Here is a 13,556-nt window from a genome sequence, read left to right as displayed (position 1 = left end):
TCGGCCGGTACCGGACCGCTGCCGCCGGCTGTCAGCGGCCGAGCTGGGAGAGGACCGCGCGCGGGCGGTTGGTGATGATGGCGTCGACACCCAGGTCCACGCAGAGATCGACGTCCTCGGGCTCGTTCACGGTCCACACGTGCACGCGGTGACCGGCCTGCTTGAGCCGCTCCACATAGCCGGGGTGGTTGCGCAGGATCCGGATCGAGGGACCCGCGATGCCCACGCCCGCGGGCAGCCGGCCGTCCCGCAGCCGGGGTGAGAGGAACTGCACCAGATAGACCGTCGGCAGCGTCGGCGCGGCCGCGCGGATGCGGTGCAGCGAGCGCGCCGAGAAGCTCATGACCCGCACCGGGGACCGGTCGGCGCCGGCCGGCGTGTCCAGCCCGAACCGCTTCAGCAGCACCAGCAGCCGTTCCTCGACCTGGCCCGCCCAGCGCGTGGGGTGCTTGGTCTCAATGGCCAGCTCCACGCGCCGCCCGGCGTCCGCGACCAGTTCGAGCAGGCGCTCCAGGGTGAGCACCGAGGTGTCCGCGGGGTCCTCCGGGCGGTTCTCCCAGTCGGGCTCCTCGTCCCGCCCGCGCCCGGCCTCGCCCGTCTTCCAGGAGCCGAAGTCGAGCGCGGTCAGATCGGCCAGCTCCAGGGCGGAGACGGCGCCGCGGCCGTTGGAGGTACGGTTCACCCGCCGGTCGTGGACACAGACCAGATGGCCGTCGGCGGTCAGCCGCACATCGCATTCGAGGGCGTCCGCGCCGTCCTCGATGGCCTTCCGGTAGGCGGCCAGGGTGTGCTCGGGCGCGTCCTCGGAGGCGCCCCGGTGGGCGACGACCTGGATGGAGTGCTGTGGTGCGTGGGTCACCGCGTCATGGTGCCACCGTCGTCGGGTACGTGTGCGGCGCGGGCGTGACCGTGCGACGAACGAGAGCATGCAGCATGCTCGCTTATATAACTTATAGGTGAAAGATCCTATATAAAGAGGGGTCCCGGACGCACAGGCACCGCTTATGGTGCTCTGACGGCCTGTGGGAAAAGCTGACCGCAGACACGAGTGCGACCCGACAACAGGCGTGTATCGAGGAGAAGAGCTGTGAGCACCGAGAACGAGGGCAACGCGGTACCCCCGGCCCCGTCCGCACCTCCCGTGCCGGTGGCTACTCCCGCGGCTGCCCCGCAGGGCCCCGGCCCCGACGGGCACGCGCCGACGACTCCGCTTCCGCCGGTGCCCCAGGACGCACCCACCGTCGCGGGCCAGAACCCCGCGCACCCCGCCGGCCCGTCCGGCCCGGCCCCCGAGGGCTCCTGGCCGCCCCCGCCGCCGCCGACCCCGTCGTACGCCGCCGGCTACGGCACCGATCCTTCTGCCGGCGACCCTTCCGCCGGTGGTGGTCACGGCGGCGCGGGCGCCGGTGGCGTCTGGGGCGCGTCGTACCAGCAGCCGGCCCCCAAGCCGCGCAGCGGGCGCGGCGGGCTGGTCGCCGCGGTGCTGGTGGCCGCGCTGGTCGCGGGCGGCCTGGGCGGCGGCCTCGGCTACACCCTGGCCAAGGACAACGACACCAGCGGCTCCACCACCGTCTCCGCCTCCGACAACGGCGCCTCCCAGGTCAAGCGCGCGCCCGGCACCATCGCCAACGTGGCGAACAAGGCGCTGCCCAGCACGGTCACCATCGAGGCCGAGAGCAGCAACGGCGAGGGCGGCACCGGCACCGGGTTCGTTTTCGACACCCAGGGCCACATCGTCACCAACAACCACGTCGTGGCCGACGCGGTCGACGGCGGCAAGCTGACGGCGACCTTCCCGGACGGCAAGAAGTACAACGCCGAGATCGTCGGCCACGCGCAGGGGTACGACGTCGCCGTCATCAAGCTCAAGAACGCGCCGTCCGACCTCAAGCCGCTCGCCCTCGGCAACTCGGAGAAGGTGGCCGTCGGCGACGAGACGATCGCGATCGGCGCCCCGTTCGGCCTGTCCAACACGGTGACGACCGGCATCATCAGCGCCAAGAACCGCCCGGTGGCCTCCAGCGACGGCAGCTCCGGCAGCAAGGCGTCGTACATGAGCGCCCTGCAGACCGACGCGTCGATCAACCCGGGCAACTCCGGCGGCCCGCTGCTGGACGCCTCCGGCGCGGTCATCGGCATCAACTCGGCGATCCAGTCCTCCAGCAGCGGCGGCTTCGGCTCCTCCGGCCAGTCCGGCTCGATCGGCCTCGGCTTCGCCATCCCGATCAACCAGGCCAAGTACGTCGCCCAGCAGCTGATCAAGACCGGCAAGCCGGTGTACGCCAAGATCGGCGCCTCCGTCTCCCTGGAGGACTCCGGCAACGGCGCGAAGATCACCGACCAGGGCGCGGGCGGCGCCGCCGCGGTCGAGTCGGGCGGTCCGGCGGACAAGGCCGGCCTCAAGCCCGGCGACGTGATCACCAAGCTCGACGACCACGTGATCGACAGCGGCCCCACCCTGATCGGCGAGATCTGGACCCACAAGCCGAACGACAAGGTGACGATCACCTACGAGCGCGGCGGCCAGGAGCACACGGTGGACCTGACGCTGGCTTCCCGCGACGGCGACGACTGACCCGACCGAACGGCACGCGCGCGGGGCGCCTTTCCGGTTTCGGAGGGGCGCCCTTCCCGTATCCGCGACCCGCTGAACGGAGGTGCCCCGCCCGTGGCTTCTCCTGGCGACCAGTCACCGGCTACGGGGAGATCCGACGAAAAGGGGAGCGAGGTCGGAACACGGCGGTGGACCTGCGGCCCCGGGGCGGGCAGGCAAGCGCCTCTGAACGGAGCCAGCGGACCCCGTGTGGACCACGGCCCCGCGCGAAGCCGGAGGCCGGTAGTCTGTACCCGCTCCACCCCAGGTGGGTGACGAGCGAGGTGGGTTGCCCGAGCGGCCTAAGGGAACGGTCTTGAAAACCGTCGTGGCAGCGATGTCACCGTGGGTTCAAATCCCACACCCACCGCGGAGTTGAGAGCCCCCGACCGGGAAGTACCGGTCGGGGGCTCTCGTGCGTTCGGGGTCAGGGGTGGCGGGCTGTCATCCGGGCCGCCGAGGCGATTGTCGCGCGGGCCTCCTGTTCGGTGAGGCCCGTGTGGACGGCCGCCTCGGTGAGGGGGTCGGTGAGGGTGGGGCCGAGGCCGTTCTCGTAGGCGCGGCAGGCTGCCCAGAAGAGGCGGGTGTTGCGCTGGCCCTCGTGGGCGGTGAGGACGAAGTGGATCAGGCCGCGGCCGTGGTCGTCGGGTGCGCGGTGGGACGGGTGGCGGCCGGTGCGGGGTGGGGGGAGGAGCAGGCGGAGGAGGGAGGGCGGGCAGGGGGCCGGCGGGAGGTGGGCGGTGCCGGGGGCCGTGGTGTAGGTGCCGTGGTCGGTGCGGGAGCCGGGGCCGACCAGGTAGCCGCCGGCGCCGCGGATGTCGATGCCGGGGGCGAGGCGGCCGGCCGAGTTCGGTACGACCGTGTCCGGTGGGCCGGTCAGCCACAGGTGCCGGCCGCCGCTCGGGGTGCGGATCACGACCGTCTCCGGGATCGTGAACAGGTGGCGCAGGGCCAGTTCGCGCAGGGCGGCCGAGGCGTCCGTGCCGGTCTTCACGTCCAGGTCGACGCCGATCAGGTGGTACGGGGGCAGCCCGCAGGCGATGCCGTAGCCGGTGGCCCAGGGTGCGGCGGCGAACAGCTCCCGGATGCGGGCGGGGTCGGTGGAGGCGTCGTACACCCCGTGGCCGAAGCGGCCGCACTCGCCGTGGCAGCGCGGTCCGGCCGGGGTGGGGTCGGTGTGGTGGGGGGAGCGCAGGGCGGGGAGCTTCGTGCGGGACAGCGGGAGGACGGCCAGACCGCGTTCGGCCGCCGAGAGGGCGTGGGCGAGGGCCAGCGTCGTGGTCTGTCGGTCGATGGTGGCCATGGTTCTATTTTCGTACGCGTGTTCGAGTAAGGGAAGAGGGTGGGGGTGTGGCGCACCCGGAGCGGGGGGTCGGTCGCGGGTGGGGCGGATCGATTCGTCCCTTGTGCCGGTTGGGATGTGAGGGTGTGCGGGGGGCCCGGGGGGAGGGGTGGTGGGGGAAAGGGGCGACAAAGGTTTATCTACTTGTCATCACGCTTGCGTGCGAATGATCGCTTCCGGGGTGGTTCGCCGGGGATTCGGTGGGCAACTCTGAGGGCGCGACGTCGTCCACGACAGTTGAGGCGGTCGGCCAACTGCCTTGGCGCAAGCCCCACTTCAAGCTCCACTTCAAGCTCAAGTTCAAGCCCTACTTCACGAGCTTCCGGTTCTCTCGGGCCGTCGAAGACCTCGTTCTGGAGGAACAACATGGCAAGCATCCGTACCGCCCGCGTTCTCGCAGCCGTCGCCGCTCTCCCGCTCGCAGCCGTTCTCTTCTCCGGCGCGGCGGCAGCGGACAACGGCGCCTTGGCGGGCGTCGGATCGAACGCGGGTGTGTCGTCCATCGTCGGCAGCGGAGTCGGTCACACCAACAGCGGCAACTCGTCCACCACGGGGCAGAACGCGGTCGGCTCCGGCGCCTCGAACCAGAGCAACACCGCGCAGGTGGACGGGTCCGCCCTCACGGGGATCCAGCAGGGCAACGGCAACGTCGCCGTCCGCTTCACCCACCTCTGGTGAGCCGGGCGCGGGGCTCCTGCCGAGGAGACCTCGCGGGGTGTGCTTCGGGGTCGTACGACGTCTGCGCGGCGGTGCTTCGGTGCCGCCGCGCAGGCGTGTGCGGGCATCATGGGCCGGGGGCGCTCGGGGGCGGACCCTCAGGGAGGGTGGAAGCGCCGTCCACCTTCAGGAGGTGGAGGCAGCCCCACCCGTACAACCTGAGGGGGACGCCGCTTCGGGACCTGCGGGCGATCCGCGAGGACGTGGTCCGCTCCTAGCGTGGAGCCATGACCACACCCGTCTGCACCAGCGCCTCGGCCGCCGCCGCACCCGCGCGGCAGACCCACTCCTACCCGTCCTTCGCGTCGTACGTCCGGGCCCGCGGGCCGGTGCTCCTGCGCACCGCGCGCTCGCTGACCGCGAACCCGTGCGACGCCGAGGATCTGCTGCAGACCGCGCTCACCAAGACCTACGTGGCCTGGGAGCGGATCGAGGACCACCGGGCGCTGGACGGCTATGTCCGCCGGGCCCTGCTGAACACCCGGACCTCGCAGTGGCGCAAGCGCAGAGTGGACGAGTTCGCCTGCGAGGAACTGCCCGAGCCCGAGCCGCTGTCCGGCGAGGGCGACCCGGCCGAGCGGCAGGCGCTGCACGACGCCATGTGGCGGGCGGTCGCCAAGCTGCCCGCGCGCCAGCGGGCGATGGTCGTCCTCAGGTACTACGAGGATCTCAGCGAGGCCCAGACCGCCGAGCTGCTCGGCGTCTCGGTCGGCACCGTGAAGTCGGCCGTCTCGCGCGCCCTCGGCAAACTGCGCGAGGACCCCGAGCTGGTGCTCGTGCGCTAGGACCCACCGGCCCAGGACCCGACGCGATACCGGTTTGGCGTTCCCTAGTGACATACCGCGCGGTATGTGCGCAGAATCAGCGCGACCTCTCCCGCCGCAGGCAATGTCGCCCAGGAGGACGCCGTGCTGAGCACCATGCAGGACGTACCGTTGCTGATCTCCCGGATCCTGACCCACGGGTCGCGGGTCCACGGAGCGTCGCGGGTGACCACCTGGACCGGCGAGGCCGAGCCGCACCGCCGGACGTTCGCCGAGATCGGGGGCCGTGCGGCCCAGCTCGCGCACGCGCTGCGGGACGAACTCGGCGTCCGGGACGACGACCGGGTCGCGACCCTGATGTGGAACAACGCCGAGCACGTCGAGGCTTACTTCGCCGTCCCCGCCATGGGCGCGGTGCTGCACACGCTCAACCTGCGGCTGCCCGCCGAGCAGTTGGCGTGGATCGTCAACCACGCGGCCGACAAGGTCGTCGTCGTCAACGGCTCGCTGATCCCGCTGCTCGCGCCGCTGTTGCCCAGGCTGCCGACGCTGGAGCACATCGTCGTCTCGGGGCCGGGCGACCGCGCCCCGCTGGCGGGTGCCGCCGCCCGGGTGCACGAGTACGAGGACCTGATCGCCGGCCGGCCCACCGGGTACGACTGGCCCGAGCTGGACGAACGCCGGGCCGCCGCCATGTGCTACACCTCCGGCACCACCGGCGACCCCAAGGGCGTGGTCTACAGCCACCGTTCGGTCTACCTGCACTCCATGCAGGTCAACATGGCGCAGTCGATGGGGCTGACCGACCGGGACACCTCGCTCGTCGTCGTCCCGCAGTTTCATGTGAATGCATGGGGCCTGCCGCACGCCACCTTCATGACCGGCGTCAACATGCTGATGCCGGATCGTTTTCTCCAGCCCGCGCCGCTCGCCGGGATGATCGAGGGGGAGCGGCCGACCCACGCGGCGGCCGTGCCGACCATCTGGCAGGGGCTGCTGGCCGAACTGCACGCCCGGCCGCGCGACGTGTCCTCCCTCACCCAGGTCACCATCGGCGGCTCGGCCTGTCCACCCTCCCTCATGGCGGCCTTCGACGCGCTCGGCATGCGGGTCTGCCACGCCTGGGGCATGACGGAGACCTCACCGCTCGGCACGGTCGCCCGGCCCCCGGCGCACGCGGCCGGCACCGAGGAGGAGTTCGCCTACCGCCTCACCCAGGGCCGTTTCCCGGCCGGCGTCGAGGCCCGCCTCACCGGGCCCGGCGGCGAACGCCTGCCCTGGGACGGGGCCTCGGCGGGCGAGCTGGAGGTGCGCGGCGCCTGGATCGCGGGCGCCTACTACAACGGCCCCGACGCCGAACCGCTGCGCCCCACCGACAAGTTCAGCGAGGACGGCTGGCTGAAGACCGGCGACGTCGGCACCATCTCCCCCGACGGCTTCCTCACCCTCACCGACCGCGCCAAGGACGTCATCAAGTCCGGCGGCGAGTGGATCTCCTCGGTCGAGCTGGAGAACGCGCTGATGTCCCACCCGGACGTGGCCGAGGCCGCCGTCGTCGCCGTACCCGACGAGAAGTGGGGCGAGCGCCCGCTGGCCACGGTCGTCCTCCGGGAGGGTGCCCGCACCGACTTCGAGGCCCTGCGCGCCTTCCTCACCGAGGAGGCCCACATCGCCAGGTGGCAGCTGCCCGAACGCTGGACCATCGTCGAGTCGGTCCCGAAGACCAGCGTCGGCAAGTTCGACAAGAAGGTGCTGCGCAGGCGGTACGCGGAGGGGGACCTGGACGTCACCCGGCTGTGAGTGCCGGTTCTCCGGGTCACCGCCTCCGTCGCCCGGCCGTCAGCACCCACCCCGCCAGCAGCCACACCCCCGCCACCACGCTCACTCCGGCCCAGCCCCAGTGGCCGTAGGCCGGGCCGGCGACGGAGGAGGCGAGGGCGCCGCCGGCGAAGCCGGAGACGACGTAGGCGGTGTTGGCGGTGGCGGGGCTGTCGGTGCTGGTCAGGGCGATGGTCTGGTTGGCCACGTGGGAGGCGACCAGCGCCGCGTGGATCAGGACCGCGGCGGCGAACAGGGCCGGCAGCACCTGCCCGCCGAGCCAGAACAGCGGTACCGCCACGGCTGCCAGCGCGAACGCGGTGCCCACGACCCGTGTGGCGCCGAAGCGGTCCACCAGCCCGCCGGCCAGTGGCGCCACCGCGCTGGAGGTCAGTCCGAAGAGGCCGAACAACCCGGCGGTGGCGGTGGAGAAGCCGTAGGACGGGCCGGTCAGCAGCAGGGCCAGGGAGGTCCACAGCGCGCTCCAGGCGCCGAACATCCCCGCCTGCCGCAGGCACGCCCGCCACAGCCCGGGCGAACGGCGCAGCAGTCCCGGCAGCTCGGCGACGCCCGCGAACAGGGCGCCTGTGCGGGTCCGCCGCTCCGCGGGCAGGGCGAACGCGGTGGCCAGGCCGAGTACGAGGGTCAGTACGGCGGACCCGGCGAACACCCAGCGCCAGCCGAACGCCTGTCCGGCGAGGCCGCCGACGACCCGCGCGGCGACGATGCCGGTGAACAGGCCGGCGATGACGGCCGCGACATGCCGGGCCCGACGGTCGGCGGGGGCCCGGGCGGCGACGAGCGGCACGAGCAACTGCGGTACGACGGTCGCGGCGGCGGCGACGAACACGGCGACGGCGAGGGCGGCGGTGCCCGGGGCGACGGCCGCGGCCAGCAGGGCCACGGTGGTGCCGACGGAGAGGCCCGCGACCAGCGGGCGCCGGTTGACGCGGTCGCCGAGCGGCGCGAAGAAGAGCAGTCCCGCCGCGTAGCCGAACTGGGCCACCGAGGCGATCCAGGCCACGGCCGTCGGGACGGTGCCGAAGTCGTGGGCGATGAGCGGGAGCAGCGGGGCCGCGAGGTAGATGTTGGCGGCCGTCGCGGCGGTGCAGAGGGCTATGAGGAGGAGGAAGGGGGTGGAGGTGACGGGCCGCCCGGACGCGGTGGCGGCGCCCGTCCGGGACGCGCGGCGGGTGGTGGTGACTGACGGCATGAGCGGGGTCTCTCCTTGAGCCGACTCTTGCAACTAACCAGTTGGTTGGAAGTGTTAACGCCGTCCCGCGCCTGCGCATTCCCCGTCAACCAAACAGTTGGTTGTCCGTCTCGGGGCCCTACCCTTTTCCCATGGCAGCAGTGAGGGACCCCGAGGCCACCAGGGCCCGCATCTTCGACGCGGCGGTCGCCGAGTTCGCCCGGCACGGCATCGCGGGCGCCCGCATCGACCGGATCGCCGCCGCGGCCAAGGCCAACAAGCAGCTGATCTACGCCTACTTCGGCAACAAGTCCGAGCTGTTCACCCAGGTCCTCGGCACCCGCATGGTCGATCTCGCCGCCGCCGTCCCCGTCGACCCCGACGACATCGAGGGCTGGATCGACCGCCTCCTCGACTACCACGACACCCACCCCGAACTGCTGCGCCTGCTGTTCTGGGAGGGCATCGAGTACGGCACCGGCGAGCTGCCCGACGAGCCGGAGCGCCAGGCGCACTACGCCCGCAAGGTCGAGGCCGTCGCCGACGGCCAGCGGCGGGGCGTGATCACCGACGCGATCCCGCCCGGCGATCTGCTGCTCCTGCTGGTCGCCCTGGCCAACTGGACCGCTGTCGTCCCGCAGATGGGGCGCATCCTCACCGGCACGGTCGGCCCCGACCGGGACCGGCTGCGAGCCTCCATCAAGGAGGCGGCGCGCAGGCTGGTCGCTCGCTGACGCCGGCCGGCGCGGGTTCGCTCACAGGAGGCGGCGCGCAGGCTGGTCGCCCGTTGACGCCGGCCGGCGCCGGTTCGCTCAGTTGGTGCCGATCCGGGCCAGCAGGTCCACGATCCGGGCCTGCACCTCGGTGCTGGTGGACCGCTCGGCGAGGAACAGCACGGTCTCGCCCGAGGCCAGCCGGGGCAGGTCGGCCTGGTCGACGGCGGCGGTGTAGACGACCAGCGGGGTGCGGTTGAGCTGCCCGTTCGCGCGCAGCCAGTCGATGATCCCGGTGTGCCCGGCCCCGGCCTCCCGGCGCTGCACCCGCATCAGGTCCATCACCACGAGGTTCGGCCGGAACTGGCCCGCCAGCGTCACCGCGTCGCTGTCGGTCGCGGCCCGCGCCACCTGCATCCCACGCCGCTCCAGCGTCGCGGTCAGGGCCAGCGCGATCTCCGCGTGCTCCTCGATGAGCAGCACCCGCGGCGGATGCTGCTCGCTGTCCCGGGGCGCCAGCGCCTTCAGCAGGACGGCCGGGTCGGCGCCGTACGCCGCCTCCCGGGTCGCCTGCCCGAGCCCGGCCGTGACCAGCACCGGCACCTCGGCGGCGACCGCGGCCTGCCGCAGCGACTGCAGGGCCGTCCGCGTGATGGGTCCGGTCAGCGGGTCCACGAACAGCGCGGCGGGGAAGGCCGCGATCTGCGCGTCGACCTCCTCGCGCGAGTGCACGATGACGGGCCGGTAGCCGCGGTCGCTCAGCGCCTGCTGCGTCGTCACGTCCGGCGCGGGCCACACCAGCAGCCGGCGGGGGTTGTCCAGCGGCTCCGGGGGCAGCTCGTCGTCCAGCGGCTGCGGGCGCGGGGTGTCCGCGACCTCGACGGCACCGCCGGGACCGTCCAACGGCTCCGGGCCCTCGGCGGCGTCCGGTTCCGGCGCGCCTATGGCGTACGAGCGTCCCACGCCCTCGGTGCCCGGTGCGGGCCGGGGCTGGGCGGGTGCCGTCTCGGCGGGCGGATGCGGCCGGGCGCCCTGCTCCGACGGCGCCTCCCCGCGGCCGGCCGGGTCCGGGGGCGTGCCCAGCTTGCGCCGCCGGCCGGAACCGCCGGGCGCGTGCGGGGGCGGGGTCGCGGTGGCCTGTTGGACCTGCGCGGCCTGCGCGGTCTGCTGGGCCTGCGCGGCCTGCCGGGCGAACGGCACGCCCTGCCCGAGGGTGCGGACACTGAACGCGCGTCCCTGGGTGGAGTTCGGGTCGGCGGCACCGGTCTCGGCCGGCAGCGGCTGCGCGGCCCGCTGTGCCGCCGGGGGCAACGGTGTGCCGGCACCGGGCGTCGCGTCGGTCCCCGGCCACTGCTGCGGGACGGCGAGCCCGGGAGCGGTACCGGTCACCGACTCGGCGGGCAGCGGCTGTCCGGCGGGGGCGGGGGTGCCGGCGGGCGGAGTGGCGCCGGGCTGGGGGGTCTCGGGCACCTGGGGTGCCGGGCCGTCCGGTGCTGGTGCCTGCGCGGTGGCCTCGGCCGGCTGGGCCACGGCACGGCGGCGGCGTCCGGTCGGGCCGGTGGTGGGGTGCGGCTGCGGCGGGGTGTGGTCCTCGGACTGCTCAGGCGGTACGGCGTCGTGCCGGCCCTCGTCGTCCGCGGGCACACCAGGAGACCCCGGAACACCGCCGACGGCGGGCTCGGTACCGGGCATCGGTCCGGGGACCTGCGGCTGAGCCTCGGCGGCGGGGGCCGGTACGACGGGAACCCCGGCATCCGGTACGACGGACGGCGCCGCGTCCGGGCTCACGGGCGCCCCCGGCACCGGACCGACAGGGGCCGCGGCAGGGGTGCCCGAAGCCGTCGTCCCGGCGGACACGGGCGCGTCCGGCGTCGGGCCGGCGTCCGCCGGTGCCGGCTCCGGCCGGCGGTCCGCGGCGGCGGGCGGCAGGGCGAAGACCGTACGGGCTCCGGCCGGCGCCTCCTGCGCCGCGGCGCGCTCCGCCGCGGCGGCCAGCGCGCGCCGGCGCCGCCCGGTCGGCTGGGCACCCTCCGCGGAGCCATCGTCCGCACCCGGCAGTGCGAGCGCCGTCGAAGCGCCCTGCGCCGGCATGGCGTCACCGGTACCACCCGCCACCGGCAGGGCCGGCGGCAGCGCGGCCCGGGCCGGGTCGGTGTCGCGGCGGGCGCGACGGCCCGTCGGCGCCGGTACGCCCTGCGGCGGCACGGTGCCGCCCAGTCCCGTACCCGAGGCGGCGGCACCCGCCGCGTGCTCGGCGGCGGTCATCACCGCGCCCTCGGACACGCCCGCGTCCGCGTCGGCGGCGCCCTCCGCGGGGCGTCCCCGTCGGCGTCCGGTGCCGCTCGGCCCGGCGTCCACGCTCTCGGCCGGGGCCGCGGCAGGCGTCTCCTCGGCGGGAGCACCGGCACGGCGACGGCGCCGGCCCGTGGGCGGCACGCCACCCGGTCCGGCCACGCCACCGGGGCCGGCTTCGCCACCCACGTCCGGCAGGTCGCCGCCGCCGTCACCGTCGTCGTCGCCGTCCAGGAAGGCGTCCGTGGAGGACCGCCGGACCCGCCGCCGTCCGGCACCGTGCTCGGCCGCCTCCGCCTCCGCCTCGGGCACGCCGGGAAGCCCCGATACGCCGGGAAGCCCCGGCACGTCGGGAAGCCCCGTCGCGCCCGCGCCCGCGACCCCGCCCGCACCCGCGACCGCGCCCGCGCCGCCGCCGAGCGGTACCTCCAGCACGTACGCGCTGCCGCTCATGCCCGGCACCTCGTGCGTCTGGAGGACACCGCCGTGGGCGCGCACGATCCCGCGCACGATCGGCTCGTGCACCGGGTCCCCGCCCGCGTACGGCCCGCGCACCTCGATGCGCGCGACCTCGCCGCGCTGCGCGGCGGCCACGACCACGGTGTTGTCCAGGTAACCGCCCGCCGCCACCGGCGCGTTGCCGGTGGCGTCGACGCCCGCCACGTCCGCGACGAGGTGCGCCAGCGCGGTCGCGAGGCGCTGCGGGTCGACCTCGGCCTCGATGGGCGGGGCGTGCACGGCGAACTGCACCCGCCCCGGGCCGATCAGCTCGACGGCCCCGTCCACCCCGGCGGCGACGACCGCGTCCAGCATCACCTTGGTCCGGGTGATGTCCTCGCCGCCCGCGTCCAGCCGCTGGTAGCCGAGGACGTTGTCGATCAGGGTGGTGATGCGCGCGTACCCGGCGGACAGGTGGTGCAGCACCTGGTTGGCCTCGGGCCACAGCTGCCCGGCGTCGTCGGCGGCCAGGGCGGACAGCTCGCGGCGCAGCTCGTCCAGCGGGCCGCGCAGCGACCGCGCGAGCAGCGTGAGCAACTGCTCGTGCCGCCCGGCGAGGGCCTCGTGCCGGTCCTTCTCCCGCTCGGCGAGCGCGGCGTAGCGGTCCTCGCCGGACGCCAGCTCCTCCGCGTGCTTCTCGCGCAGCCCGGTCAGCTCGGACTCGTACGTCTCGCGCAGCTCCTCGACCTCGGCGACGTGCTGCTGGCGCAGCGCGGTCAGGTCGGAGGCGTGCTCCTCGGAGAGCCGCTCCAGCTCCTCGGCGTGCGCCTTCTCCAGCGCGTCCTTCTCGTCGGCGAGGCTGTCGTAGGGCCGGCGGTCGGTGAAGGTCATCACGGCGCCGACGAGCTGGTCGCCGTCGCGCACCGGGGCGGTGGTCAGGTCGACCGAGACCCGCTCGTCGCCCTTGGACCACAGCACCTGCCCGCGCACCCGGTGCTTGCGCCCCGAGCGCAGGGTGTCGGCGAGCGGGGACTCGGCGTACGGGAAGGGGGAGCCGTCGGCGCGGGAGTGCAGCACCAGGTTGTGCAGCTCCTTGCCGCCCAGCTCGCCGGCCCGGTATCCCAGTATCTGGGCGGCGGCCGGGTTGACGAGCACGATCCGCCCGTCGGTGTCCGTGCCGACGACGCCCTCCGACGCCGCCCGCAGGATCATCTCGGTCTGCCGCTGCGAGCGTGCCAGCTCCGCCTCGGTGTCGACCGCTCCGGACAGGTCCCGTACGACGAGCATCAGCAGCTCGTCGCCGGTGTAGCCGTAACCGTCGTACGCCTGCTGCCCGTTCTCCAGGTTCGCGCTGGTGACCTCGACCGGGAACTCGGTCCCGTCGGTGCGCCGGGCGACCATCCGGGTCGGCTTGGTCCGCCCGCGCGGGTCCATGTGATCGGGGCGCCGCATGGAGCCGGGGATGAGCCGGGAGTCGAACTGCGGCAGCAGATCGAGCAGCCCGCGCCCGACGAGCGCGGTCCCCGGCGCCTCGAAGGCCTCCAGCGCGATGGTGTTGGCGTTGACGACGGTTCCGTTGGCGTTGACCAGGACCAACGCGTCCGGCAGCGCGTCGAGTATGGCTGCGAGGCGAGCAGCGCCTCGGGATGGCCTGCTGCTCACGAGACGCCTTCCTCCCTGTTACCGC

General features: G+C 74.1%; 9 protein-coding genes and 1 tRNA gene. 6 read left to right on the top strand and 4 right to left on the bottom strand.

Going from position 1 to position 13,556, the window contains the following annotated elements; all coding sequences use genetic code 11:
• Positions 1–31 precede the first annotated feature (31 nt).
• Positions 32–859 carry a glycerophosphodiester phosphodiesterase gene (locus tag NX794_RS10450; RefSeq protein ID WP_258778042.1) on the bottom strand — a complete coding sequence of 276 codons (828 nt, stop codon included), beginning with the start codon at positions 857–859 and terminating at the stop codon, positions 32–34.
• A 228-nt stretch (positions 860–1,087) separates the two neighbouring features.
• Between NX794_RS10450 and NX794_RS10445 the strand changes: the two genes are divergently transcribed.
• Complete coding sequence (locus tag NX794_RS10445; RefSeq protein ID WP_258778041.1) at positions 1,088–2,575, top strand: S1C family serine protease; 1,488 nt, start codon at positions 1,088–1,090, stop codon at positions 2,573–2,575.
• A 301-nt stretch (positions 2,576–2,876) separates the two neighbouring features.
• Positions 2,877–2,963 (top strand) — tRNA-Ser (locus NX794_RS10440).
• Positions 2,964–3,020: 57 nt separating this feature from the next.
• On the opposite strand, the gene NX794_RS10435 is transcribed toward NX794_RS10440, so the two are convergent.
• Positions 3,021–3,896, bottom strand: a complete 876-nt coding sequence (locus NX794_RS10435; RefSeq protein WP_258778040.1) for a bifunctional DNA primase/polymerase — start codon at positions 3,894–3,896, stop codon at positions 3,021–3,023.
• A gap of 405 nt (positions 3,897–4,301) precedes the next feature.
• Between NX794_RS10435 and NX794_RS10430 the strand changes: the two genes are divergently transcribed.
• From NX794_RS10430 to NX794_RS10420, 3 genes are all read left to right on the top strand, one after another.
• Positions 4,302–4,613: a hypothetical protein gene (locus NX794_RS10430; protein ID WP_258778039.1), complete on the top strand. Its 312-nt coding sequence runs from the start codon at positions 4,302–4,304 to the stop codon at positions 4,611–4,613.
• 266 nt (positions 4,614–4,879) lie between these two features.
• Positions 4,880–5,437, top strand: coding sequence for a SigE family RNA polymerase sigma factor (locus NX794_RS10425; protein WP_258778038.1), 558 nt, complete (start codon positions 4,880–4,882; stop codon positions 5,435–5,437).
• Positions 5,438–5,560: 123 nt separating this feature from the next.
• Positions 5,561–7,216 (top strand): long-chain fatty acid--CoA ligase, encoded by a 1,656-nt coding sequence (locus NX794_RS10420; RefSeq protein ID WP_258778037.1) that lies wholly within the window; start codon positions 5,561–5,563, stop codon positions 7,214–7,216.
• 16 nt (positions 7,217–7,232) lie between these two features.
• Here NX794_RS10420 and NX794_RS10415 read toward each other — a convergent pair whose 3' ends face one another.
• Positions 7,233–8,447, bottom strand: coding sequence for an MFS transporter (locus NX794_RS10415; RefSeq protein ID WP_258778036.1), 1,215 nt, complete (start codon positions 8,445–8,447; stop codon positions 7,233–7,235).
• A 131-nt stretch (positions 8,448–8,578) separates the two neighbouring features.
• On the opposite strand from NX794_RS10415, the gene NX794_RS10410 reads away from it, so the two are divergent.
• Positions 8,579–9,160: a TetR/AcrR family transcriptional regulator gene (locus tag NX794_RS10410; protein ID WP_258778035.1), complete on the top strand. Its 582-nt coding sequence runs from the start codon at positions 8,579–8,581 to the stop codon at positions 9,158–9,160.
• A gap of 78 nt (positions 9,161–9,238) precedes the next feature.
• Here the strand turns inward: NX794_RS10410 and NX794_RS10405 are convergent, their stop codons facing one another.
• Positions 9,239–13,531: a hybrid sensor histidine kinase/response regulator gene (locus NX794_RS10405; protein WP_258778033.1), complete on the bottom strand. Its 4,293-nt coding sequence runs from the start codon at positions 13,529–13,531 to the stop codon at positions 9,239–9,241.
• Positions 13,532–13,556 lie beyond the last annotated feature (25 nt).

This window comes from Streptomyces pyxinicus (assembly GCF_024753135.1).
GTDB classification, from domain to species: domain Bacteria; phylum Actinomycetota; class Actinomycetes; order Streptomycetales; family Streptomycetaceae; genus Streptomyces; species Streptomyces pyxinicus.
The sequence above is the reverse complement of the archived record's forward strand: the minus strand, read 5'-3'. Positions and strand labels throughout refer to the sequence as shown.

Excerpts from the sequence above, each read along its gene's own strand:
- NX794_RS10430 (WP_258778039.1), top strand. The coding sequence starts at position 4,302 with ATGGCAAGCATCCGTACCGCCCGCGTTCTCGCAGCCGTCGCCGCTCTC.
- NX794_RS10425 (WP_258778038.1), top strand. The coding sequence starts at position 4,880 with ATGACCACACCCGTCTGCACCAGCGCCTCGGCCGCCGCCGCACCCGCG.
- NX794_RS10435 (WP_258778040.1), bottom strand. The coding sequence starts at position 3,896 with ATGGCCACCATCGACCGACAGACCACGACGCTGGCCCTCGCCCACGCC.
- NX794_RS10410 (WP_258778035.1), top strand. The coding sequence starts at position 8,579 with ATGGCAGCAGTGAGGGACCCCGAGGCCACCAGGGCCCGCATCTTCGAC.
- NX794_RS10415 (WP_258778036.1), bottom strand. The coding sequence starts at position 8,447 with ATGCCGTCAGTCACCACCACCCGCCGCGCGTCCCGGACGGGCGCCGCC.